This window comes from Alistipes muris (assembly GCF_943193205.1).
GTDB lineage: Bacteria > Bacteroidota > Bacteroidia > Bacteroidales > Rikenellaceae > Alistipes > Alistipes muris.
In genome coordinates this window covers 76,878-101,531 of record NZ_CALPDD010000005.1, presented here as the reverse complement: position 1 = coordinate 101,531, position 24,654 = coordinate 76,878, and the positions used below count along the sequence as shown (strand labels likewise).

The window sequence follows — 24,654 nt, the reverse complement described above, 5'->3', positions numbered from 1 at the left end:
GATGAAACGCATCGGCATCATCTCCGACACCCACGGCACGTTCGACGACAAACTGCGGGAATTCCTGCGCGACGTCGACGAAATCTGGCATGCGGGCGACATCGGGTCGCTCGCGCTGGCCGACGAAATCGCCGCATTCAAACCCCTGCGCGCCGTGTCGGGCAATATAGACGGCGGGCTGACCCGCCGCGTTTATCCCGATTTCGCCGCTTTCCGCTGCGAGGAGGTGGAGGTGCTGATGACCCATATCGGCGGCTATCCGCGTCACTACGACCCCCGCGCCGTCGCCCGCATCCAGGCCGTGCGGCCCAAGCTCTTCGTCGCAGGCCATTCGCACATCCTCAAAGTCATGTACGACCCGGTCTATCAGCTGCTCGCCGTCAATCCCGGTGCCGCCGGAGAGTTCGGGTTCCACCGCGTCCGCACGGCCGTCCGGCTCACCGTCGACGGGACCGACATGCGCGACATGGAGGTCGGCGAATGGCCCCGCCGCAGCTGAGAACTCATCCGCAAAAAACACTCACAAATGATAATGATTGGCCAACGCCCGGGCAGATACGCCCTGCTATTGTCGACAGGAATCTTGCTCTGTCTGCTTTGCATTTGCACGGCTCGGGCGGCAGAAATCCGGATGCCGTCGGGCACTCCGCACATGATCTGCGACACGCTTGCCGCCACGGAAAAACCGAAGATACCGCCCGCGTGGGACGAAAGCGAAGAACCGAAAGAAGACGAACTCTATCTGATGGCTGAGACGATGCCGAAGTTCCAGGGTGGCGGCATCAACAAGTTCCGCACATGGATTTCTCAGCACATGAAATATCCCCAAGCAGCCTTGAAACGAGGAATCAGCGGATCGGTTTTGGTAAGTTTCGTGGTAACGAAAAACGGTTCGATGACCCAAATCGAAGTGCTGTCGAGCCCCCACGACCTGCTGACGCACGAAGTAATTCGGGTATTGAGCCATATTCCGCCCGGAAGCTGGACACCCGGGATTCAAGAGGGGCGGAAAGTAAACGTCAAATATACGCTGCCGCTCAATTTCCGGCTGTAAGGACAAGCCCCCGCATTGTTTCGAGCAATGCGGGGACTATATTCATGCCGGAATCCGGCGGAAGACTACCTGCGCTCGGCGATAAGCTGCTTGATACGGTTCGCCAATCCGGTATTGTCCATCAGCCCGCGGATGCGGTCGGCACCCGTGCCGTAGAGGTAGACGGGGACCATCGACGCCGAATGCCCGCCTGTGGAGAATTCGACCATCACGCCCGAATCGGGCAGCGTGAAATCCGATTCGCCGCTGGGAAGCGTCAGCCCGCCCGTCTCGTGGTCGGCCGTGACGACGACCAGCGTACCGGGATGGCTGTCGGCAAAGTCCATCGCCGCAGCGACCGCCCGCTCGAAATCGCACATCTCGTTGAACAAACGGATAGCGTCGTGGCCGTGGCAGGCCATGTCGATTTGCGACCCCTCGACCATCAAGAAGAAACCCTCGTCGTTGTCGGCCGACAGCAGTTCGAGCGCCTTGCGGGTAGCCTGCGGCAGGTAGTCGCCGCGCTCGGCAATGGCGGGCAGATGCTTGTCGGCCACAGCAGCCACGACAGGCAACCCCGACAAGGTATCTATCTGCTCCGGCTCCAGCACGACACGGTAGCCCAGGGCCCGGAATTCGTCGAGACGCGAACCTCCCTCGGGCAGCTGCTCGGAAAGGGCCTTGCGGCCGCCGCCCATCAGCAGGTCGATGCCGCTGGCAGTCATATCGGCCGTAATGGCCGCCACGTTGTCGCGGTCGGCGACATGGGCATAGAACGCGGCGGGCGTCGCATGGTAGAGGTGGCTGGTGACGACCAGTCCGGTCCGCATACCCTGCTGCCGGGCGCACTCGGCGATGGGAACCAGCCGCTGCCCGGCCGTATCGAGCCCCAGCCAGGCATTGTTGGTCTTGCAGCCGCTGCTGAGCGCCGTACCCGCAGCCGCCGAATCGGTCACACGGTTGTTGGCCGACCGCGTGGCAATCAAGGCGACGCCCTGCGCACGGTCGAACGCCGTAGGCTCGTAATCCCTGGCGATCTGCAACAACGAAACCTGCGCCAACCCCATGCCGTCGCCGATCATGTAGATGACGCTGCGCACTTCGGGCTCCCGGTCGGAAAAACAACTGCACGCCGCCGCAAACGACGCGCACAATACGAGGAGGAATTTTTTCATGACTGCGAAATAAGATTGCAAAGACAAAGTTAGCAGGATTCTGCGAACTTTTCAGTATATTTACCGAAATTTCAAACCCGCAGAAGATGGACGTGAAAATCGCCGCCGACTGGAAAGAACTGCTGGCACCCGAATTCGAGAAACCCTATTTCCGCGAACTGACCGACTTCGTACGGCAGGAATACGCCCTGCGCCGCATCTACCCGCGCGGCAGCAACATCTTCCGGGCGTTCGACAAATGCCCGTTCGAGCGGCTCAAGGTGGTCATCATCGGGCAGGATCCCTACCACGGCCCCGGGCAGGCCAACGGGCTCTGCTTCTCGGTAGGCGACGGAGTGCCCTTTCCGCCCTCGCTGCAAAATATCTTCCAAGAGGTACACGACGACACGGGAACCCCCGTACCCCCGACAGGCAACCTCGACCGCTGGGCCGAACAGGGCGTCCTGCTGCTCAACGCCGTACTGACGGTGCGGGCCCACGAAGCGGCCTCGCACGCAGGCCACGGCTGGGAGACCTTTACGGATGCGGTGGTACGGGCCATCAACGAACGCAAGGAAGGAATCGTCTACATGCTTTGGGGCAGCTACGCCCAACGCAAGGGCGCCATTGCCGACCCGGCCCGCAACTGCATTCTCAAGGCCGTGCACCCCTCGCCGCTCTCGGTCTACCGAGGATTCTTCGGCTGCCGCCACTTCTCGCGCGCCAATGAATACCTCCGCTCGGCAGGCAAGGAACCTATCGTGTGGTAGGCATCCCGTTTTAGATTCTTCGCTAACGCTCAGAATGACAGCCGGCACAAGGCTGATGCGAACAAAAATCCCGGACCTCAACGGCCCGGGATTTTACTATCCGGAATATCAGCGGCACTAAACGCTACCGCCGGAAAACTATCTTCCAACTTCGGCGGCGACCCAAAGACGCTGCCGCCGAAACCCAATCTTCCAACCCCGGCGGCGACCCAAAGATGTTGCCGCCGAAACCCAATCTTCCAACCCCGGCGGCACTAAAAAGATGTTGCCGCCGAAGAACTATTTCTTCTTCAACAAATTCTTGACTTCGGCGGCGACGGTTTCACCGTTGAACCCGAACTTCTCGTCGAGCACCTTGTAAGGCGCCGAGAAACCGAAGTGGTCGAGCCCATGGATGAACCCGGAATCGCCGACCAGACCGAGCAAGTTGACGGGCAGGCCGGAAGTCAGACCATAACGCACGATACCTGCGGGCAACACACTTTCCTGGTAAGACTTGGGCTGGTCGCGGAAAAGACCCTCCGACGGCACGTTGACCACGCGGACGGCGATACCCTCCCTGGCCAGCAGCTCGGCGCCCTCGACGAGCGTAGCGACCTCCGAACCGGTAGCCACCAACACGGCGGCAGGTTTGGCGGCGTCCATGACCACGTAACCGCCCTTGGAAACCTGCGCGGCTTCCTCGCGGCGGGTCTTGCTGCTGAGCGTCGGCAAATTCTTGATATTCTGACGCGAAAGCACCAACGCCACGGGGCGGTGCTCCTCGATGGCGGTCTTCCACGCCATCAGCGTCTCCTCGCCGTCGGCGGGACGCAGAACGACCATCGAACGCTCGCCGTGGTGGTTCTTGAGGTGCTCCATCAAGCGAATCTGCGCTTCGTGCTCGATGGGCTGGTGCGTAGGACCGTCCTCGCCGACGCGGAACGAATCGTGGGTCCAGATATAGACGACGTGCAGGCGCATCAACGCCGCCAGACGCACGGCAGGTTTCATGTAGTCGGAGAAGACGAAGAACGTTCCGCAAGCGGGGATGACACCGCCGTGCAGCGCCATACCGTTCATCACGCAAGCCATCGTCAGCTCCGAGACACCTGCCTGGAAGAACTTGCCCGAGAAATCGCCCTTGGTGAAAGCCTTGGTCTTCTTAAGGAAACCGTCGGTCTTGTCCGAATTGGAGAGGTCGGCCGAAGCGACGATCATGTTCTCGACTTTCTCGCCATAGAGGCTCAGCACGGTCGCCGAAGCGGCACGCGTAGCGACGTCGGCTTTCATGTCGACCGCCTTGTAGTCGATTTCGGGCAGCTCGCCCTTGAGGAACTTATCGAGCTTGTGCGCCAGCTCCTTGTGCGACTGACGCCACGACTTTTCGACCTTGGCCTGCTCGGCGACCCATGTCTTGAGCGCTTCACGGCGGGCGCCGAACACCTCGCGGCTCTCCTCGAAGAACGCGAACGGCTGCTCGGGGTCGCCGCCGAGGTTGCGGATGGTGGCGGCCAGATCGGCTCCGGCGGCCGACAGCGGCTGTCCGTGGGTCGAAACCTTGTCCTCGTAGCACGACCCGTCGGCGGCCACAGCCCCCTTGCCCATCGTCGTGCGGCCGATGATGAGCGTCGGCCGCTCGGTCTCGGAATGGGCCACGACGAGCGCTTCGCGCAGCTTGTCGATGTCGTGCCCGTCGACCGTCAGCACGTTCCAACCCCAAGCCTCGTACTTCTGGGCGACGTTCTCGGTGTCGACCTCCTCGACCTTGGTCGAGAGCTGGATGTTGTTGGAATCGTAGTACATGATGAAATTCGCGAGCCCCAGGTGCCCGGCGATGCGGCCCACCCCCTGCGAAATTTCCTCCTCGACACCGCCGTCGGAGATATAGGCGTAAGTCTTGTGGGCCATCCACTCGCCGAAACGGGCCACCATGAAGCGCTCGGCAATGGCAGCGCCCAACGCCATGGCATGCCCCTGTCCCAACGGGCCGGAGGTATTTTCCACTCCGCGCATCACATCCACCTCGGGGTGGCCGGGGGTCACGCTGCCCCACTGCCGCAGCGACTGCAGGTCCTCGGCCGAATAATGCCCGGCCAGGGCCAGCGTCGAATAGAGCATCGGCGACATGTGGCCCGGGTCGAGAAAGAACCGGTCGCGGTAGGGGTAGGCCATGTTGTCGGGGTCGTAGCGCAGGAACTCGGTGAAGAGCACGGCCACGAAATCGGCACCGCCCATGGCACCGCCCGGGTGCCCCGACTTGGCTTTCTCGACCATGGCGGCCGACAGGACACGGATGTTGTCGGCGACACGCGTAAGTTTGGAATTCGTAGACATAGGTATTATTGCTGTTAGATATTTTTCCGCTAACAAAGATAACGCAAATCGGATGCAGTACCAAATTTATTTGAGCCTGCCGGGGTTTGTGAAGGCAATAAATCCGCGGCTATCCCACCTGTTTGAGCGGGCAGATATTCGCCTGCTCGATTTTTTGCGTCGCGTAGGGGCGTGTGACCGTGAAGCGCGACTGGTCGCCCGAAGGCAGGTCGAACATGGCGTCCATCATGACCGCTTCGCAAATCGAGCGCAGGCCGCGGGCTCCGAGCTTGAACTCCACAGCCTTGTCGACGATGTAGCCCAGTGCCTCGTCGTCGAACTTCAGCTTCACGCCGTCCAGCTCGAAGAGCCGCTCGTACTGCTTGACGATGGCGTTCTTGGGCTCGGTCAGAATCCGGCGCAGGGCCTCGCGGTCGAGCGGCTGCATGTAGGTCAGCACCGGCAGACGCCCCACCAGCTCGGGAATGAGCCCGAACGACTTGAGGTCCTGCGGCGTGACGTACTGCATCAGGTTGCTGCGGTCGATGCGCGAACTTTCGCTGCGGCCGTAGCCCACGGCCCGGGTGTTGAGCCGCTGGGCGATCTTGCGTTCGATGCCGTCGAACGCCCCGCCGCAGATGAAGAGGATGTTGCGCGTGTTGACCTGGATGAATTTCTGGTCGGGGTGCTTGCGCCCGCCCTGCGGCGGCACGTTGACCACAGTCCCCTCCAGGAGCTTGAGCAGCGCCTGCTGCACGCCCTCGCCCGAAACGTCGCGCGTGATGGAGGGGTTGTCGCCCTTGCGGGCTATCTTGTCGATTTCGTCGATGAAGACGATGCCCCGCTCGGCCAGCTCCACATTGTAGTCGGCTACCTGCAACAGCCGCGAGAGGATGCTCTCGACGTCCTCGCCGACATACCCGGCCTCGGTGAGCACCGTAGCGTCGACGATGGTGAAAGGCACTTTCAGCAGCCGGGCGATGGTCCGGGCCATGAGGGTCTTGCCCGTACCCGTAGGACCTACGAGCACGACGTTCGACTTGTCGATTTCGACCTCGTTCTCCTTGGAGGGGAACAAAAGGCGCTTATAATGGTTGTAGACCGCCACGGAAAGATAACGCTTGGCGGCGTCCTGCCCGATGACGTACTGGTCGAGGAAATCCTTGATTTGCGCAGGCTTCAGCAGGTCCTCCCTGCGGAACGGAGCCGCCGCACCCTGGTGCCGCTCGGCGAAAAGGTTGTTGTCCTCCAGAATCTTGTAGCCGTTCTCGATGCACTTGTTGCAGATGTTGGCACCGTCGGAGCCCTGGAACATCAGCTCCACGTCGTCGCGCCGCGCGCCGCAGAACGAGCAGCAGTCGTTGGGGTTATCGCCGCCGTGGCGGCCGTTGTGTCGGTTTTGCGTCATTGTTTTTCACGTTTGGAGAGCACTTCGTCGATGAGCCCGTAGTCGCGGGCTTCGCGGGCCGAAAGCCAGTAGTCGCGGTCGGCGTCGCGCTCGATTTTCTTGACCGAGACGCCCGAATGGGCCGCAAGAATCTCGTACAGCTCGCGCTTGGTCTTCATGATTTCGCGCGCCGTGATCTCGATGTCGGAGGCCTGCCCCTGCGCCCCGCCCAGCGGCTGGTGGATCATCACCCGCGAATGGGGCAGCGCCGAACGCTTGCCGGGAGCCCCGGCCGTGAGCAGCACGGCACCCATCGAAGCGGCGAGCCCGGTGCAGATGGTTGCCACGTCGGACGCCACGAGCTGCATGGTGTCGTAGATGCCCAACCCCGCCGAGACCGACCCGCCGGGCGAATTGATATAAATCTGAATGTCTTTCTCGGGGTCGACCGACTCCAGAAAGAGCAGCTGCGCCTGGATGATGTTGGCGGCATCGTCGTAGATGGGGGCGCCGAGGAAGATGATGCGGTCCATCATCAACCGCGAAAAGACGTCCATCGTAGCGATGTTCAGCTGACGCTCCTCGATGATGGTAGGCGACACATAAGCCTCGCAGACGGACTGGTAGTCATGAAGTTTCAGCGAACTGATGCCGCACTTCCCGCGGGCGTATTTCTCGAATTCGGACATAATGCTTGGATAAACGGTTCACACTCAAAAAAAGGACTTTGCAAACATCACGCCTGCAAAGTCCGAAGATGGGTTTTTCCTGCGAAAAACTAAATCTCCTTTGCCAATTTGGCGAAATCGTCGGCAGAAACGGCCTTTTCCGTCACCTTGACTTTGCCCTTGACGGCTTCGACGACCTTCGTCTCGAACAGCTTCTCGTAGATTTTCTGTCCCTGGTCCTTGTCGGCGAGAATCTTTTCGGCGTAGCCGGCCAGCATGTCGTCCGGCGCCGAGGGCATGCCGTACTGGGCGAACTGCGCGGCGGCCAGCGCCTTGGCTTCGGCCACGGCCTCTTCCTTCGACACGGCGATTTTCTCCGTCTGGATGAAGTGCTTCTGGAGGTAGTTCCACGTGAACATCTTCAGGAACTGGTCGAAGTCCTTGCCGATTTCCTCCATCGTGAACTTGCCCTCGTTGATGGTGTAGAGCCAGCGCTTGAGGAACTCCTCGGGCATCTTCAGCCCGGCTTTCTTAATCAGATAGTCGCGCAGCTGAAGCGTGAACAGGTAGTCGCTTTCGCGGGCGAGCTCCTTGGCGATTTCTTCGTCCACGAACTTGTCCAGCCCGGCTTCGTCGGCCACGTTGCCGCCCGGGAAAGCCATCTTGAAGAACTCTTCGTTCAGCTCCGGCTCGGCGAACTTACGGATTTTGGTGATTTCGAGCGAGAATTCGGGTTTGATGCCCTCCAGCTCGTCCTGCTTGACCTGAAGTACGGCGGCACGCTGCGACGGGTTCTTGTAGAGTTCGTTGATGTTGACCTCCATCTTGTCGCCCACCTTCTTGCCGATGAAAGGCTTGCGCTCCTCCTCCGACATCGAGATAAGCCCCACGTAGGCATCGGCCACGTTCATGTCGCCGTTGTCGAGCGTCACGCCCAGCGCTTCGTCGGCGGTCACCTTCTCGGTGTCGACCAGGCGGCCGAAGCGGCGCAGGAAGTTCGAGCGGTAGTCGTCGTGCATCTTCTTGTCGACCTTGATGCGGTTGTAGGTCACCTTGTCCTTGTCGGTCAGGTCGAGCTTGATTTCGGGAGCTTCGCCGAACTCGAAGACGAACTCGAATTCCTTGCCGTTCTCGAAGTCGAAACCGCCCTGCTCGTCCGACGGGATGACGTCGCCCAGGTAGTCGATCTTCTCTTTCTGGAGGTAGTCGAAAGCGGCGTTCGACGCCATGCGGTACGACTGCTCGGCCACTACGCCCTTGCCGTACATCTTCTTGACGATTCCCATGGGCACCATGCCGGGACGGAAGCCCGGAATGTTGGCCTTGCGGCGGTAGTCGCGCAGCGCCTTCTCCACTTCCTGGGCGTAGTCGGTTTCGCCGACCTTGATGCGGAGCAGCGAGCTGCCCCCGTCGCGTTGTTCTCTTACGATCTTCATAGTCAGGTTATTGTATCTATTTTTCTTTCGTTTCTTCCTCGCAATCGGGGCCAAAGATACTAAAAGCCGAGCGGAAAAGCAAATGCAGTATGCTGTTTGATTTTCCCGAGGCGCACTATCTTCAGCGAAGCCAATGTACCAAAAGCCAAGCAAAAGCGAACTTGTCCGCATTTTCCCAAGGCAACGTACCTAATCTTAACCGGATTATCCTTACCTTTGCACATTATTTATATTAGCTTCAACCGATGAAAAGCACTTTCATGTTCGCCCTGCTGGCTGTTTTGCCGGCCGCCTGCGGTGGCAGTGCCGCCCGCAGCGGCTCCGCGCCCGCCGCACCGGCAGCCCCACGGCAGAGCGAACCCGCCGAATACACTTACCGCATCAAGGCCGCCTACCCCCACCCCACCGACGCCTACACGCAGGGGTTGCAGTACGCCGACGGCATCCTTTGGGAGGGAACGGGCCAGTATGGGCAGTCGGTCTTGCGGACGACCGACCTTGCCACAGGACGCAGCCGGACGGTGGCGCGCCTGCCGCGTTCGGAGTTCGGCGAGGGAATCGCCCTGCTCGACGGCAGGCTCTACCAGCTGACCTGGCACGCCAACACCTGCCACGTCTACGACGCGGCCACCATGCGGAAGCTCCGCGACTTCCGCTACCCCGGCGAGGGGTGGGGACTGACCACCGACGGGCAGAAGCTCTACATGTCCGACGGTTCGGCCCGCATCCATACGGTCGACCCCGCGACTTTCCGGCGCGAGAAGCGCACGACCGTCACCTACAAGGGACAGCCCGTCGACTACCTCAACGAACTGGAGTGGATCGAGGGTAAAATCTGGGCCAACGTCTACACCACCGAGCAAATCGTCATCATCGACCCGGCTACGGGCATCGTCGAGGGGGTGGTCGACCTCGCGGGCATCCTGCCCGAATCCGAACACGGCCCCGAAACCGACGTGCTCAACGGCATCGCCTACGACGCCGAGGGCAAGCGCATCTTCGTGACGGGCAAGAACTGGAGCCGGATTTTTGAAATCGAAATCATCCGCAAGTAACATGGCCGCGACGCTCGAACAGCTCCTGGAATCGCGCATCCTGCTCTTGGACGGCGGGTTGGGCACGATGATTCAGCAATACGGTTTCACCGAAGAAGATTACCGCGGCAAGCGGTTCCGCGAGTGGCCCGTGCGGCTGCGCAGCTGCAACGACCTGCTGGTCCTCACACAGCCCGAAGCGGTGAGGGCCGTCCACGAAAAATACCTGGCGGCAGGCGCCGACATCGTGACCACCGATTCGTTCAACGCCAACGCCATTTCGCTCAAGGACTACGGATTGGAGGAGTACGCCCGCGAGATTTCGCGCGCGGCGGCGGCCCTTGCCCGGAGTGCGGCCGACGAATTCACGGCCCGCAACCCCCGGAAACCCCGGTTCGTCGCCGGGTCGATGGGACCCACCAACCGCACCGCCTCCATCTCGGCCGACGTGGCCAATCCGGCGGCCCGCGAGGTGACGTTCCGCCAGCTGGTCGACGCCTACACCGAGCAGGCGCGCGGTCTTCTGGACGGCGGCGCCGACGTCCTGCTTATCGAAACGGTCTTCGACACCCTCAACGCCAAGGCGGCGCTCTACGCGGTCGACCGGCTCTCCGAGGAGCTGGGCCGCGACATTCCCGCCATGCTCTCGGGCACGTTGGCCGACGCCAGCGGCCGCACCCTCTCGGGGCAGACCGTCGAGGCTTTCTGCGCTTCGGTCTCGCACGCCCGGCTGCTTTCCGTGGGCTTCAACTGCGCCTACGGAGCCAAACAGATGCTGCCCTACTTAGAGCGGCTGGCCGCCGTGGCGCCGTTCCGCATTTCGGCCCATCCCAACGCCGGACTGCCCAACGTCATGGGCGGCTACGACGAAACACCCGCCATGTTCGCCGACGACGTGGGCGAATACCTCCGGCGCGGGCTGGTCAACATCGTCGGCGGCTGCTGCGGCACCACGCCCGAACACATCTTCGAGTTGCAGAAAATCGTGGGCGGCTACACGCCGCGCCCCCTGCCCACGCCCAGACACGAGACCATATTGAGCGGCTTGGAGCCCCTGCGCATCGTTCCCGAAGCCAACTTCATCAACGTCGGCGAGCGGACCAACGTGGCCGGTTCGGCCAAGTTCGCGCGGCTCATCCGCGAGGGCAACTACGAAGAAGCCCTTTCGGTGGCGCGCGCGCAGGTCGAAGCCGGGGCGCAGGTCATCGACGTCTGCATGGACGACGGGCTGATAGACGGTCCGGCCGCCATGCGCACGTTCCTGAACCTGATGGCTTCGGAGCCCGAAATCGCCCGCGTGCCGGTCATGATAGATTCCTCCAAGTGGGAAGTGCTCGTGGCCGGGCTCGAAGTCACGCAGGGCAAAGCCATCGTCAACTCCGTTTCGCTCAAGGAGGGCGAAGAGGAATTCCTGCGCCGGGCCCGCGAAATCCGCCGCTACGGCGCCGCGGCCGTCGTGATGCTTTTCGACGAGCGCGGGCAGGCCGACACCTACGAACGCAAAATCGAGGTGGCCCGCCGCGCCTACGACCTGCTCACAGCCAGCGGATTCCCGGCCGAAGAGATCGTTTTCGACCCCAACATCCTGGCCGTCGCCACCGGAATCGCCGAGCACGACGGTTATGCCAAGGCGTTCATCGACGCCACGCGGTGGATCAAGCAGAATCTGCCCCACGCCAAGGTCTCGGGCGGGGTGTCGAACCTCTCGTTCGCGTTCCGCGGCAACAACGCCGTGCGCGAAGCGATGCACTCGGCGTTCCTCTGCCACGCCATCGCCGCCGGAATGGACATGGGCATCGTCAATCCGCAGATGCTCCGGGTCTACAGCGACATCGAGCCCGGGCTGCTGGAACGGGTCGAGGATGTCATCCTCTGCCGCCGCCCCGATGCGGCCGAGCGGCTGGCCGAATATGCCCAGCAGGTGCGGCAGGACGCCGAAACCAGACCGCAGCCCACCGATGCATGGCGCGCCGGAACGCTCCGGGAACGAATCGGATACGCCATGCTCCGGGGCATCGCCGACCATATCGAGGAGGACGCGCTCGAAGCCTGCCGCGGGCTGGGTTCGCCCATGGCCGTCATCGACAGCCTGCTGATGCCCGCCATGGAGCAGGTCGGCACCCTTTTCGGCGAGGGCAAGATGTTCCTGCCGCAGGTGGTCAAAACGGCCCGCGTGATGAAGCGCGCCGTAGCAGCCCTTACCCCCTACATCGAGCAGAGCGCCGGGCAGTCGCATTCGGCGGGCAAGGTGCTGATAGCCACCGTCAAAGGCGACGTTCACGACATCGGCAAGAACATCGTTTCAGTCGTCATGGCCTGCAACGGCTACGCCATCCGTGACCTGGGCGTGATGGTCGATCCGCAGCGCATCGCCGACGAAGCCGAAGCATGGGGCGCCGACTGCATCTGTCTGAGCGGTCTGATCACCCCCTCGCTCGACGAAATGGCGCACGTCTGCGAGGAGCTGGAGCGCCGCGGGTCGCGCATCCCCGTTCTTATCGGCGGCGCCACCACCTCCGACATGCACACGGCCGTGCACATCGCCCCGGTCTATTCGGGCACGGTCGTCCGCTCGCCCGACGCCAGCCGCAACACGCAGATACTCGCTTCGCTGCTCGGTCCCGGCCGCGCCGCCTACGAAGCCCGCATCCGCAGCGAGCAGGAGACCCTGCGCGAGCAGTTCCGCAGCGCCGAAAAGGCACGAAACCTGCTGCCGCTGGCCGAAGCGCGCAAAAACAGGCCCGCCGCCGTCCATACGCCCGTCGTGCCGCTCCACCCGGGACGCATGGTCTTCCCCGACTTCGACGTGGCCGACGCCGAACCCTATATCGACTGGAGTTTCTTCTTCGCAGGCTGGGACCTCCCGGGCCGCTATCCCGAGGTGCTCGACCACCCCGAAAAGGGGGCCGAAGCGCGCAAGCTCTTCGCCGACGCGCAGGCCCTGCTGGCCCGCATCCGCGACGAGCGGCTGCTGACGCTCCAAGGCGTCGTCGGCATCTTCCCCGCCCGGTCCGAGGGCGACGACATCGTCGTGACCGACCCCAAGGGGCGCGAACACCGGCTGGCCATGCTGCGCAACCAGACGCGCGGCGCCGACAACCGCTCGCTGGCCGACTTCATCGCCCCCTCGGGCGACTGGATAGGCTGCTTCGCCCTCACGGCGGGCATCGGGCTCAAGGAACTCGCCGCCAAGTTCCGCGACGCGGGCGACGACTATTCGGCCATCATGGCCAAACTGCTGGCCGACCGGCTGACCGAAGCCTTCGCCGAGGCGGTCCACCTTTTCGTCCGGCGCCGAATGTGGGGTTACGAAACCGACCCGATGCCCGCCCCCGCGCAGGTCGTCCGTGGCAGCTACCGCGGCCGCCGCATGGCTTTCGGCTACCCCGCGTCGCCCGACCACACGCTCAAACGCGAGGTCTTCGACCTGCTCGCGGCCGAAGTCACCACCGCCATGAAGCTCACCGAAAACCACATGATCGACCCCGGCGAAGCGCTCTGCGGGCTCTTTTTCGCCGACGCCGACTATTTCGCCGTGGGACCCGTCGACAAGGAGCAGTTCGCCGACTACGCCCGGCGCCGCGGGCTCGAACCCGACGAGCTGCGCAAAGTCATACCCGACAACCTATGAACGCAACCGACATCATCCACAGCGCGCTGGCCCAGCACAAAACCCGCTTTGCGTTCGAGCTCCTGCCGCCCCTCAAGGGCGACGGCATGGGCGGCACTTTCGCGGCCATCGACCCGCTCATGGAGTTCGACCCGGCCTATATCAACGTGACGTTCCACCGCGAGGGGCTCAAACAGACCCTTTTGCCCGACGGACGGACCGAGCGCCATGTCGTGCGGCGGCGTCCCGGCACGGTGGGCATTTCGGCCGCCATCCGCAAGAAGTACGGCGTCGAGACGGTGCCCCACCTCATCTGCGGCGGCCTGTCGCGCTACGACATCGAAGACGCCCTGATCGACATGGATTTCCTGGGGCTCCACAGCGTGCTGGCCCTGCGCGGCGACAAGTCGCAGAGCGAGGAGCGGTTCGCGCCCCACCCCCAGGGCCACGCCCACGCGGCCGGCCTCGTGCGGCAGATTGCGGGCATGAACCGCGGCGAATTCGTCGACGGCGAGGTGGAGGTGTGCCACCACTCCCGGTTCTCGGTCGGTGTGGCAGGCTATCCCGAGACCCATCCCGAAGCCCCGTCGCCCGAAGCCGACATGCAGTTCCTCAAAGCCAAAATCGACGCCGGAGCCGACTACATCGTGACCCAGCTGTTCTACGACAACGCCTGCTTCTTCGACTTCGTGCGCCGCTGCCGCGAAGCCGGGATTACGGTCCCTGTCATCCCGGGCATCAAACCGCTTTCCACGGTGCGCCACCTCACGCTGCTGCCCGAGACCTTCGGCTGCCGCATCCCCGAGGAACTCCGGCGCGAGGTGCTGGCCCACCAGGACGACAAAGCCGCCGTGCGCCGCATCGGCACCGAATGGGCCATCGCCCAAAGCCGCGAGCTCAAGGCCGCGGGCGTACCCGTGCTCCACTACTACCCGATGGGCAAGGCCGAAAACATCATCGAAATCGCCAAAACCGTCTTTTGAAAAATGGATACCGTCGCTTTCCGCCGTCATCTGCACGCCCACCCCGAGCTCTCGTTCCGGGAGCAGGAGACCGCGGCTTTCATTTCCGCGCAGCTTGCCGCCGCAGGTATCGAACATCGTCCGATAGCCGGCACGGGGGTTCTTGCACGCATCGAGGGCCGCATCCCCTGCGACGACCGCCGGACCGTGGTGCTGCGGGCCGACATCGACGCCCTGCCCGTCGAGGAGCGGACCGGGCTGCCCTACGCGTCCGGGAATCCCGGGGTCATGCACGCCTGCGGCCACGACATGCACGCCGCCGTGCTCTACGGGACGCTGCTCCGGCTGGCCGCCGCACCCGATTTCTGCGGCACGGTCTTCGGGCTGTTCCAGCCCGGCGAGGAGTGCAACCCCGGCGGCGCTTCGCTGGTGCTGGCCGAAAATCCGTTCGAGGGCTGCGACGTCCGGGCCGTCGTCGGCGAACATGTGGAGCCGCAGCTGGAAGTCGGGACCCTCGGATTCCGCGCCGGGAAATACATGGCCGCCAGCGACGAACTGCGCTTCCGCGTGCAGGGGACGGGCGGCCACGGAGCTCTGCGCGGCCAGCTGAAAGACCCCGTAGCGGCCGCCGCCGAACTCGCAACGGCGCTGCTGGACCTCAACGAACCGGAGCGCGTGCTCTCCCTCGGCCGCATCGAAGCGGCGGGCGCCACCAACGTTGTGCCCGACGAGGTATACATGGAGGGGACCCTCCGCACTTTCGACGAAGCCGACCGCACAGCCGCCCACAGCCGCATCGCCGAACTCGCCGCCGCCACCGATGCCCGCCACGGCACGAAAACGGCTGTCGGCATCAACCACGGCTACCCTCCGGTCGTCAACGATTCCCGGCTGGTCGGACTGGCCGCCGCGCAGGCCGCGGCGCTCGGACTGCACACCGAAATGCTGCCCCTGCGCACCACGGCCGAGGATTTCGGATTCTACTGCCGGCGCTACCCTGCGCTTTTCTACCGGCTGGGCGTAGGCGCCGCGGCCGGACGCCCCCACACGGGCACTTTCGCGCCCGACGAACGGGCGCTCGAAGCGGGCACGGACTTCATGCGAAGCCTGGCCCTGCAAATTCTCAACGAACCATGAAACAGACAAAAAAACAGCGTCCTGCCAAACGGACGAAAAACAGCGACCGGGCTTCGATGATTCTGAGCCTGCTGCGCGAATTCCCCAACAATAAGTTTTCGCTCAAACACCTCGCGTCGGCTTCGGGCGGCGCCACCAAGGAGGGCCGCCGCGAAACGCTGGCCGTCCTCGACCGGCTCTACGACGAAGGCATCGTCGAAGAATGCGCCCGCGAGAAATACCGCCTCACGCGCCGCCACCTGCCCCGCTACGAGGGGCGCGCCGACATGACGGCCAGCGGCTCCCTCTACGTGCGGGTCGAGGGGCTGGAAAGCGACGTCTTCGTGAACCAGCGCAACACGGCCAACGCGCTCGACGGCGACCGGGTCGAAATAGTCGTCATGCACCGCGGCCACAACGGCAAGCTGGAGGGCGAAGTCACCCGCATCGTCGAGCGCAGCCGCAAACCCTACGTCGGCGTGGCCGAGGTGGGCGCCCACCAGATATTCGTGCGGGCCGATTCGCGCAAGATGCCGATGGACATCTACCTCTCCAAGCGCGAAAACCCCGGCGTGCGCGAGGGCGAAAAAGTCGTCGTGCGCATCGTCGACTGGCAGCCCGGCAGCAAGAGCCCCGTGGGCGAGCTGGTCGAAGTGCTGGGCATGGCCGGGCAGAACGACACCGAGATGCACGCCATTCTCTCCGAATACGAACTCCCCTACCGCTTCGAGCCGGAGGTCGAACACGCCGCCGAGACCATCGACGGCCGCATCACCGAGCAGGAAATCGCCGCCCGGCGCGACTTCCGCGCGACGACCACTTTCACCGTCGACCCGGCCGACGCCAAGGACTTCGACGACGCGTTGTCGGTGCGCCGCGTCCGCGACGGGGTGTGGGAAATCGGCGTGCACATCGCCGACGTGACCCACTACGTCCGGCCGCACTCGGTCATCGACGACGAAGCCGTCGAACGCGGCACGTCGGTCTATCTGGTCGACCGCACCGTGCCGATGCTGCCCGAACGGCTCTCCAACGAACTCTGCTCGCTGCGGCCCGACGAAGACAGCCTTTGCTTCTCGGCGGTCTTCACCCTCAATGAGAATCTCGACATTCTCGACGAATGGTTCGGCCGCACGGTCATCCACTCCGACCGCCGTTTCACCTACGCCGAAGCGCAGGAAATCATCGAAACGGGGCGCGGCGACTACGCCGAGGAGGTGCTGACCCTCAACCGGCTGGCCCAGGAACTGCGCCGCCAGCGCTTCAGGAACGGCGCCATCAGCTTCGAGCGCGAAGAAATGAAATTCCAGCTGGACGAAACGGGCCGCCCCATCGGCGTCTTCTTCAAGGAACAGAAGGAATCGAACCAGATGATCGAGGAATTCATGCTGCTGGCCAACCGCCGTGTCGCCGAATTTTGCAGCCACCGCGTCGACGCCAACGGCCGCAGGACGCCCCGGACGATGGTCTACCGCGTCCACGACACCCCGAGCGAGGAGAAGCTCGACCGCTTCCGCCAGTTCATCCTGCGCTTCGGCATCCTTTTCAAAGCCTCGAAAGGCCGTGCCGTCGCCCGCGAAATGAACAAGCTCTTCGCAAAAATCAAAGGCTCGACCGAAGAAAACGCCGTCACGACGATGGCCGTGCGCTCGATGGCCAAGGCGTTCTACACCACCGACAACATCGGCCACTACGGACTGGCGTTCCCCAGCTACACCCACTTCACCTCGCCCATCCGCCGCTACCCCGACATGATGGTCCACCGCCTGCTGGCGCGCTACCTCGGCGGCGGCAAGTCGGCCGACAAGCAGACGCTCGAAGAACTCTGCGTGCGGGCGTCGGAACGCGAAGTAATCGCCGCCGAAGCCGAACGGGCCTCGATCAAATACAAGATGGTCGAATTCATGAAAGAGCGTATCGGCGAGGAATTCGAGGGCCATATCTCGGGACTGACCGAATGGGGCGTCTACGTCGAGCTGGACGAAACGCATATCGAGGGCATGTCGTTCCTGCGCGACGTCGAGGGCGACTTCTTCGACTTCGACGAACAGCGCTACGAGATAGTCGGGCGCTCGACGGGGCTCCGCATGACCCTGGGCGACCCCGTGCGCATCCGCATCAAGCGCGCCGACCTCCAGAAACGGCAGCTCGATTTCGACCTGCTGCTGCCCGCAACAAAAAAAACATCGCTCAAAAATGCCCCGGTTCCACACTATGGTGCAACGAAGAAAAACAAAATAACCGTTTCGCCACTTATCCGAGAACAGCCGCACAAACGATAGTTCTTTTATGAAGACTATCCTAAATTTTAGCTACCTTTGTCTATAATTTAGCATTCGTTCGGGCACTTGTTCGATATTGACACGCCGGACAGCCGACAGATGCGGAACAAAAATCCATAATGACCCGACCTAACAAAACATACAGAAGCGACCTCGACTTATTGAAAGGGTTCGCAATCATGGCCGTCGTTCTCTACCACATGGGAATTTCTGCGAGCGGCTATCTCGGAGTGGATGCGTTCTTCGTCATCAATGGCTTCCTGATCGTACCCAAAGTCGTTCGTGATATAGCGAACGGACAATTTCGCTATTTTGCATTTTTGGAAAAACGAACGGTCCGTCTGTTTCCGCTGGCAGTCCTTGCAGCGGCCCTTTCGCTTTTGGCCGGCTACTATGGCATGGTGCCCGACGACTACGAAAATCTGGCGCAATCGGTAGTGGCCACCAATATTTTCTCGAACAACATTTTAGCATCCATTACAACAAGAAACTATTGGGAGACCGTCAATGAATTCAAACCACTGATGCACACCTGGTACCTCGGCATTCTGTTCGAGTTCTATCTGTTCTTCCCTCTGGTCGTAATGGCCGTGAAACGGCTCTCGAAAAAAATGGGGTTCGGATTCGACAAATATGCGGTCATCACGCTTCTGGCTCTTTCGACCCTCTCGGTGCTGCTTTACCTTAATCCTTCAGTAAGCACGGGCGACCGGTTCTACCTACTGCCTTACAGATTCTTCGAGCTCTCATTCGGAGGACTTGCAGGCATGTGGATCGCAGATCATCGGCAAGGGCGGCTCTACCGGCACGGAGCGCTTAGCGGTGCTTGCTTCGCAATTTTATCGCTCATCCTATTTGTCGGAGCGTTTCAGATCGGCGAACAGCCGGTTGGATACAATCTTGACAGCGGCGCTGCCTACACAGGCGATTACTTTATTCCTCAAAATATCTTATTGCTGACAACCGTAGTACTGACCCTCTTCTTCCTTGTTTCCGAAAATACGCAAAGCTGCTTGGTATCTTGGCTCCAAAAAGCCGGGGGGGGGATATTTTGCACCCTCGGGATCATCAGCTACAGCATCTTCATCTGGCATCAGCCGATACTTGCATTCTATCGTTATTACATTTCGACCGACCTTTCGCTGCGTTTCGTTCTCGTCTATGTCATCGCAGTACCCACACTGTCATACATTACCTATCGCTGGATAGAACAGAAAGTCAAATTATGCCTGCAAACGAGAATCGTACTTCTGCTGGCCTTTGTCCTGACCAGCGGAGCTGCCTTGGCTCTCTATCTGCATGCCGGGGTAGTACGCGACATTCCGGAACTATATGTTCAGAAAGACAACGTGTCCAGAAGCATGTTTGCCGAATACAATGACAGAGTATATGCGTACGACGTCGATTTCCCCCAGGACAACGGAAAAATCAATGTTCTCGTCGTCGGCAACAGCTTCGCGAGAGATTGGGTAAACATTCTGCTCGAATCCGAAATGGCCGGCAAGGCAAACCTGTCATATGCCTATCAGATCGACAAAAAACATATCGGCAGAATCCGCCGGAGCGACCGCATCTTCATCTTCGGCTGGAAACACGACGTTCCCTACTATGTTTGGGAAAATCTGCGGCCCGAAGCGGAAGTCTGGGGTATCGGAACCAAGAATTACGGCAACAGCACCGGCACCATCTACAAGAACAGGCACCGGTCCGACTACTTCCAGCAGACCATCAAGATCAATCCCAACTTCTTCGTCATAAACGATCTTCTGAAAGCGGAGTGGCAAGACAAGTACATTGATTTGCTCAGCATATCGGCAGTCGGCAAGAACTCGGTGGCCGCTTTCTCGCCGGATCATAAGCTCATCAGTCAGGATACCAAGCATCTGACCTTGGGCGGGGCGAAATATTACGCCAAAACGATAGACTTCAAACAAATATTCTAACGATAGATAAACAGCTACACAATCCGCCAAAAGCAGCCGAGAACCCGGAATGGCACGGGCTACGGGTCGTGCCAGTGCGGTTCGCAGATTCAGCAATCCGCTGGCGGCAGGGATTTCCGGGCCGTTAAAACGTTTTAGCAAACCGCTGAAACGTCACGGCACGCCGCCAGCTATACATCCCAGTCTGGCAGAAAACTTGGGCTAATGAATAATTAACAATGAACAGTGAATAATTGAACTGCTTTTATGTCTTGGCTGATTATTCCCTATTAACTATTCATTATTCATTTTTTTGCCATTCATTCCAGCGATTGCTCCGACCGCCTGCTGCGGGCTACCGCAACAATTCAACGGGAGCCTTGACGAATGTCGGCACGAACGGCTACGTCTACTCCTCGTCGTCCTATGCCGCAGGCGACCGCAACGCGGGCTACTTGAACTTCAACTCGGGCAACGTGAACCCGCTGAACAACGCCAATCGGGCCGCGGCCCTCTCCGTGCGCTGCGTCCAGCATCTGCACGGCTGCTTTTAACCCACACCAGGCCCGGGCAACAAAAATCCCGCAAGGCGACGCCTTGCGGGATTTCATTGTAGCACAGCGGACCTATCGCACGATGTTGGCGATGAGGAACGTAGCAGCGACGGTGAGAATGGCGTAAAGCTCGGGGAACGCGGCGAGAATCAGCGTCTTACCCATCACGTCGTGGCCGTTGCCGATGGCGGCGATACCGTTGGCGCAGACCTTGCCCTGGAAAATCGCGGCGGCGAGGTTGACGATACCTACCAAGATACCGGCACCCAGCACGGCTGCGGCCTGCACCATCGTGGGGTTCTGCAAGAAACCCTGCACCATGAAGAAGCAGACGAAACCGTAGAGACCCTGCGAACCGGGCAGCGCCGAGAGAATCATGTAGCTACCGAACGCGCCGTTGTTCTTCTTCATGGCGCCGACGGCCGCCTGACCGCAGATCGAAGTACCCACGGCCGACGCGATACCTGCCAGACCTACCATCAGAGCCACGCCCACGTAGGCCATTACCAAAGCTGTTGTTTCCATAATCGAATGATTTTTTTGTTTGTTATAGAATTTTCAGTCTTTTTGTTTCGGATGCCGCACCCGGTCGGAACGATACGCTCGGAAACAAGCTCCGGAAAGCGCCGCCCGCTCCTTCTGCGGAAGCCGGCTTTTCACCTTTCACCTTTCACTTTCTGAAGCGGCTCGAAGTTGCGCGTAGCCATCTCGAAGCCGGCGTTCTTGTAGAATTCGACGAACGTCAGACGCATCGGGTGTACGAACGATGAAATAGTCGACATGAAGAGGTTGATGCCGTGGCCGATCAGCAGAATCGGCAGCATGATAAGAATCCGCACGACGATATTGGCGCCGTCGGGCACGAATCCTTCGGCCAGCGAATTGAACACCAACGCCAGCACGCCGCCCGACAAGCCGATGGCGAAAAGCCGGATGTACGACAGCACGTCGCTGAGCAGCCCCGTCAGATTGTTGTAGAAATTCCACACGCCCGACCCGAGGTTGAGCAGCGGATTGCGCCCGGGCGTGTTGAAGAACAACATCAGCACGGCGCCGATTCCCAACACGACATAGAACGCCACCGACGAGGTGGTGAAACCGGGAATGACCCACTTTTCGTTGAGCATCGGAAGCCCTCCGGCGACGGAAGCAGCCAGCAGGATGATGAACCACCCCATCGTGCCCAACGAATAGCGCACGCCGAACGTCCGTGCCGTCACGACCACGCTTATCAGCATGCCGAACAGAATCTGCACCATGCCGATGGCCAGCGCGATGGAGAAGAACTGCCCCTGGAAGTCGAAGAACGGAATCGAGGGGAAGTAATCCTTGAGGTTCATGCCGAAGAACGACCCGCAGAACAATCCGAACAGAATCGTCGCCGCGGCGCACATCGTAGCGAACCACGCGGCCTGCCGCATCATGCCGGGCTTGGGATTCTTGCGGAGGAGCCACAGCCCCATGCCGAGCAGAATCAACCCGTAACCCGCATCGTTCAGGCAGATGCCGAAGAAAAGCATGTAGAACGGTGCGAAGAACGGCGTAAGGTCGAGCGTGCCGTACTTGGGCCGGGCGTACATGTCGCCCACGAGCTCGAAAATCCGCGCGAACCAACCGTTTTTCAGCTTCACCGGGGTGTTGTCCTCGGGTGTGGGGTCGCTCTTGATATAGACCACGTTGGGATACTCCTCCAACAAGGCGTCGACCTTGGCGGAAGTCTCCGTCTCGGCCCAACCCTCCATAACGACCAGCGTGCCGTCGGCCGCCTGCCGGGCCGTAGCCTCGACCTTGACGCCCTGCAACCGCTCCTTGAGCGACGCGACGTAGGCCGCCAGCAACTCGCGGGAAGCCGCAGCCCGGGCGAATTCCGCATCGAGCGCCGCGACCTTGGCCTGCTCGGCGGCGATGGCCTCCCCGGCCTGCCGGACGTCCATCTGCGGCGTCTTCATCTCCTGCGCATCGAGGTTGATTTCCTGCCCGGGAGCAGCCACCACGATGAACCACACGGTCGAATCGGTCCGGTTGATTTCGGAAACGGCGTACTGCTCCGACCACTCGGCCGACATCTTGTCGTAGGTGTTGCGCTGAGCGGAGAAGTAACGCAGAACGATTCCTTGCCCGGCGAGCTTCTGCACGCGGGCCACGTCGAACTCGCCCCACGGCCGGAGCTCCTCGGCGCTCTTTTCGAGCCGCGCGATTTCGGTCCGCGAAGCGGCAAGGGCCCGCTGGGCGGCCGCATACTGCCGGAACGTCTCCTCGCCCGAAGCATAGGGCTGCGCCCCGGTCTGCTTGTGCTCGGATTCTCCGGCCCACGCCTTGAGGAAATCGAGCGCCTTGGTACCCGCTTCGATGTCCAGAAGCAGCTGGCGGTCCTCCTCGGAAGGCTCCCACCCTGCGGTGGTGATGTCGACCAACCCGAGGTCGCGCAGTCTATCGACAAAATCGGCGCTCTGTGCCGCAAAGAGCACAAAGTCGTATTTCGACATTCTTGCTATCATAACGTGGCGCCCTCCCCGGCCTGCTGCTGTTTGGTTTTGACGATTTTCTGAGCCGACTTGGAGAGGTTCTCCTCGTCCTCCATGAAGCGCTTGATCTTGCGGATGGCGTCCTCGTAACCGGGAATCTGCACCTTTTCGTAGAGGTTCACCTTCTGCGTGGTCTTGCGCCGCGCGAAGTCCAGAAGCTCCATCTTGCGCTCGTAGACCTCGAACTCCAGGGCCAGGCGGGCCAGCCGCTTGAGAATCTCCACGCCGTCGGCGAACCACACGGGAGCGGAGAAGAGGTCGTAGGGCTTCTCCTCGAACTTCACGTCGGTCAGCACGGGTGTCCGCACGCCGGCGATTTTCTGCGTCGAGAGCTCCACGTCGGCGATGCGCACCAGCCCGTCGTCGAACTCGCCCCACAGCGCCGCCATGTAGTCGTACTCGGCTTTCAGGGCGTCGAGCCGACGGCGGTAGTCGCCCGCGGAATCCTTCGCCTTCTTGACCTCGGAACGCAGGGCCGACTCCTTGCTTTTGATGGTCGGAAGGGCCTTCTGCCGCATCTTGAGCTGCTTGCCGAGTTCGCCGAGCGAAGTTTTGTTATATTGGAATTTGATGGCCATGGCAAGCTATGCTTTCCAGTATTTCTTGATGAGCTCCTCCTTGATGGCGACCTCCTCGGGCGAGAAGTACTCGGCGAAAAGGGCCCACGCCGTGTCGAGCATCGCGGTGATGTCGATGTTGACGTCGATGGCCAGCAACTTCTCGGAATAATCGTGGGCGAACTTCAGCGTACGCTCGTCGTAGTCCGAAAGGTCGAAACCGTTTTCGAGCTTGGTCTTGGCATTGGCGGCGTCGGCATAGAGACGCACGCAGGCGTTCATCACCTGCGGATGGTCCTCGCGGGTCTTCTTGCCGATGACGAGCTGCTTCAGACGCGACAGCGAACGGAACGGGTCGACGATGACCTTGCCCGTGTCGGAATCGTTGCGCAGGAACAACTGGCCCTCCGTAATGTAACCCGTATTGTCGGGAATGGCGTGGGTGATGTCGCCGCCCGAAAGGGTCGTCACGGCGATGATGGTGATCGAACCGCCGTTGGGCAGCTGCACGGCCTTCTCGTAAATCTTGGCCAGGTCGGAATAGAGCGAACCGGGCATCGAATCCTTCGACGGAATCTGGTCCATACGGTTCGAGACGATGGCCAGCGCATCGGCGTAGAGGGTCATGTCGGTGAGCAGCACCAACACCTTTTCGCCCTTGTCGACGGCGAAGTACTCGGCGGCGGTCAAAGCCATATCGGGCACGAGCAGACGCTCGACGGGCGGATTCTCGGTGGTGTTGACGAACGAGACGATGCGGTCCAAGGCTCCGGCGTTCTCGAAGACCGACTTGAAGTAGAGAAAGTCGTCGTTCGTGAGACCCATACCGCCCAGGATGATTTTGTCGGCCTTGGCGCGCAGGGCCACATTGGCCATGACGGCGTTATAAGGCTGGTCGGGGTCGGCGAAGAACGGAATCTTCTGACCCGAAACGATGGTATTGTTCAAGTCGATGCCGGCGATACCCGTAGCGATGAGCTCCGAGGGCTGGATACGCTTGAACGGATTGACCGTCGGACCGCCGATTTCGCGGGCCTCGCCCTCGACGGCCTCGCCGCCCTCCAAAGGCTCGCCGTAGGCGTTGAAGAAACGCCCGGCGAGGTTGTCCGAGACCTTGAGCTTGGGCGGCTCGCCGTGGAACATCACCTCCGAATCGGTGGCGATGCCCTCCGTACCGGCGAAGACCTGCAAGGTGACGTTCTCGCCCATGATTTTGACGACCTGCGCGAGCTTGCCGCCGACGGTGGCCAACTCGTCGTTGCCGACGCCCGAAGCGCGGAGTGTGACGGTAGCTTTGGTGATGTTGTCGATTCGGGTATATATCTTCTGAAATGCGCGTGTTGTCATGG

Annotated in this window: 19 protein-coding genes; 10 read left to right on the top strand and 9 right to left on the bottom strand. The window is 61.3% G+C overall.

Annotation, left to right across the window (positions count from 1 at the left end; all coding sequences use genetic code 11):
* The first annotated feature begins 1 nt into the window (after position 1).
* Together NFR47_RS04295 and NFR47_RS04290 are read left to right on the top strand one after the other, a co-directional pair.
* Positions 2-499: a metallophosphoesterase family protein gene (locus NFR47_RS04295; RefSeq protein ID WP_251214347.1), complete on the top strand. Its 498-nt coding sequence runs from the start codon at positions 2-4 to the stop codon at positions 497-499.
* A gap of 27 nt (positions 500-526) precedes the next feature.
* Complete coding sequence (locus NFR47_RS04290) at positions 527-1,054, top strand: energy transducer TonB (RefSeq protein WP_251214346.1); 528 nt, start codon at positions 527-529, stop codon at positions 1,052-1,054.
* 65 nt (positions 1,055-1,119) lie between these two features.
* On the opposite strand, the gene NFR47_RS04285 is transcribed toward NFR47_RS04290, so the two are convergent.
* Complete coding sequence (locus NFR47_RS04285) at positions 1,120-2,208, bottom strand: alkaline phosphatase (protein WP_251214345.1); 1,089 nt, start codon at positions 2,206-2,208, stop codon at positions 1,120-1,122.
* Between the two features lie 86 nt (positions 2,209-2,294).
* Here NFR47_RS04285 and ung point away from each other — a divergent pair, with 86 nt between their 5' ends.
* Complete coding sequence (gene ung, locus NFR47_RS04280) at positions 2,295-2,957, top strand: uracil-DNA glycosylase (RefSeq protein ID WP_251214344.1); 663 nt, start codon at positions 2,295-2,297, stop codon at positions 2,955-2,957.
* A gap of 279 nt (positions 2,958-3,236) precedes the next feature.
* Here the strand turns inward: ung and NFR47_RS04275 are convergent, their stop codons facing one another.
* The 4 genes from NFR47_RS04275 to NFR47_RS04260 form a co-directional block, all read right to left on the bottom strand.
* Positions 3,237-5,273 carry a transketolase family protein gene (locus NFR47_RS04275; RefSeq protein ID WP_251214343.1) on the bottom strand — a complete coding sequence of 679 codons (2,037 nt, stop codon included), beginning with the start codon at positions 5,271-5,273 and terminating at the stop codon, positions 3,237-3,239.
* 109 nt (positions 5,274-5,382) lie between these two features.
* The gene (clpX, locus tag NFR47_RS04270; protein WP_275556998.1) at positions 5,383-6,660 is read right to left on the bottom strand and encodes an ATP-dependent Clp protease ATP-binding subunit ClpX; all 1,278 of its coding nucleotides are present in this window, start codon (positions 6,658-6,660) and stop codon (positions 5,383-5,385) included.
* A complete protein-coding gene (gene clpP / locus NFR47_RS04265; protein ID WP_251214342.1) occupies positions 6,657-7,328 on the bottom strand; it encodes an ATP-dependent Clp endopeptidase proteolytic subunit ClpP in 672 nt (223 codons plus the stop codon). The genes clpX and clpP overlap by 4 nt, the downstream gene beginning before the upstream one ends.
* A gap of 89 nt (positions 7,329-7,417) precedes the next feature.
* Positions 7,418-8,743, bottom strand: a complete 1,326-nt coding sequence (locus tag NFR47_RS04260; protein WP_251214341.1) for a trigger factor — start codon at positions 8,741-8,743, stop codon at positions 7,418-7,420.
* 245 nt (positions 8,744-8,988) lie between these two features.
* Here NFR47_RS04260 and NFR47_RS04255 point away from each other — a divergent pair, with 245 nt between their 5' ends.
* From NFR47_RS04255 to NFR47_RS04225, 7 genes are all read left to right on the top strand, one after another.
* Positions 8,989-9,798 (top strand): glutaminyl-peptide cyclotransferase, encoded by an 810-nt coding sequence (locus NFR47_RS04255; protein ID WP_251214340.1) that lies wholly within the window; start codon positions 8,989-8,991, stop codon positions 9,796-9,798.
* A 1-nt stretch (position 9,799) separates the two neighbouring features.
* Positions 9,800-13,408 (top strand): methionine synthase, encoded by a 3,609-nt coding sequence (metH, locus tag NFR47_RS04250; RefSeq protein WP_251214339.1) that lies wholly within the window; start codon positions 9,800-9,802, stop codon positions 13,406-13,408.
* Positions 13,405-14,370, top strand: coding sequence for a methylenetetrahydrofolate reductase (locus tag NFR47_RS04245; protein WP_251214338.1), 966 nt, complete (start codon positions 13,405-13,407; stop codon positions 14,368-14,370). Before metH ends, NFR47_RS04245 begins: the two co-directional genes overlap by 4 nt.
* Before the next feature lie 3 nt (positions 14,371-14,373).
* The gene (locus tag NFR47_RS04240) at positions 14,374-15,486 is read left to right on the top strand and encodes a M20 metallopeptidase family protein (protein WP_251214337.1); all 1,113 of its coding nucleotides are present in this window, start codon (positions 14,374-14,376) and stop codon (positions 15,484-15,486) included.
* On the top strand, positions 15,483-17,747 hold the full coding sequence (gene rnr / locus NFR47_RS04235; RefSeq protein ID WP_251214336.1) for a ribonuclease R: 2,265 nt from the start codon (positions 15,483-15,485) through the stop codon (positions 17,745-17,747). The genes NFR47_RS04240 and rnr overlap by 4 nt, the downstream gene beginning before the upstream one ends.
* Positions 17,748-17,866: 119 nt before the next feature.
* Positions 17,867-19,690 (top strand): acyltransferase family protein, encoded by a 1,824-nt coding sequence (locus NFR47_RS04230; RefSeq protein ID WP_275556997.1) that lies wholly within the window; start codon positions 17,867-17,869, stop codon positions 19,688-19,690.
* A gap of 359 nt (positions 19,691-20,049) precedes the next feature.
* Entirely contained in the window at positions 20,050-20,223 is a 174-nt protein-coding gene (locus tag NFR47_RS04225) for an Lcl C-terminal domain-containing protein (RefSeq protein WP_251214334.1), read from the top strand.
* Between the two features lie 72 nt (positions 20,224-20,295).
* Here the strand turns inward: NFR47_RS04225 and NFR47_RS04220 are convergent, their stop codons facing one another.
* The 4 genes from NFR47_RS04220 to NFR47_RS04205 all read right to left on the bottom strand — a co-directional run bounded on the left by NFR47_RS04220 (position 20,296) and on the right by NFR47_RS04205 (position 24,652).
* Positions 20,296-20,727 (bottom strand): ATPase, encoded by a 432-nt coding sequence (locus tag NFR47_RS04220; protein WP_251214393.1) that lies wholly within the window; start codon positions 20,725-20,727, stop codon positions 20,296-20,298.
* A gap of 152 nt (positions 20,728-20,879) precedes the next feature.
* Entirely contained in the window at positions 20,880-22,709 is a 1,830-nt protein-coding gene (locus NFR47_RS04215) for a V-type ATP synthase subunit I (protein WP_251214333.1), read from the bottom strand.
* An 8-nt stretch (positions 22,710-22,717) separates the two neighbouring features.
* Positions 22,718-23,326 carry a V-type ATP synthase subunit D gene (locus NFR47_RS04210; RefSeq protein WP_251214332.1) on the bottom strand — a complete coding sequence of 203 codons (609 nt, stop codon included), beginning with the start codon at positions 23,324-23,326 and terminating at the stop codon, positions 22,718-22,720.
* Positions 23,327-23,332: 6 nt separating this feature from the next.
* Positions 23,333-24,652, bottom strand: a complete 1,320-nt coding sequence (locus NFR47_RS04205; protein WP_251214331.1) for a V-type ATP synthase subunit B — start codon at positions 24,650-24,652, stop codon at positions 23,333-23,335.
* Positions 24,653-24,654 lie beyond the last annotated feature (2 nt).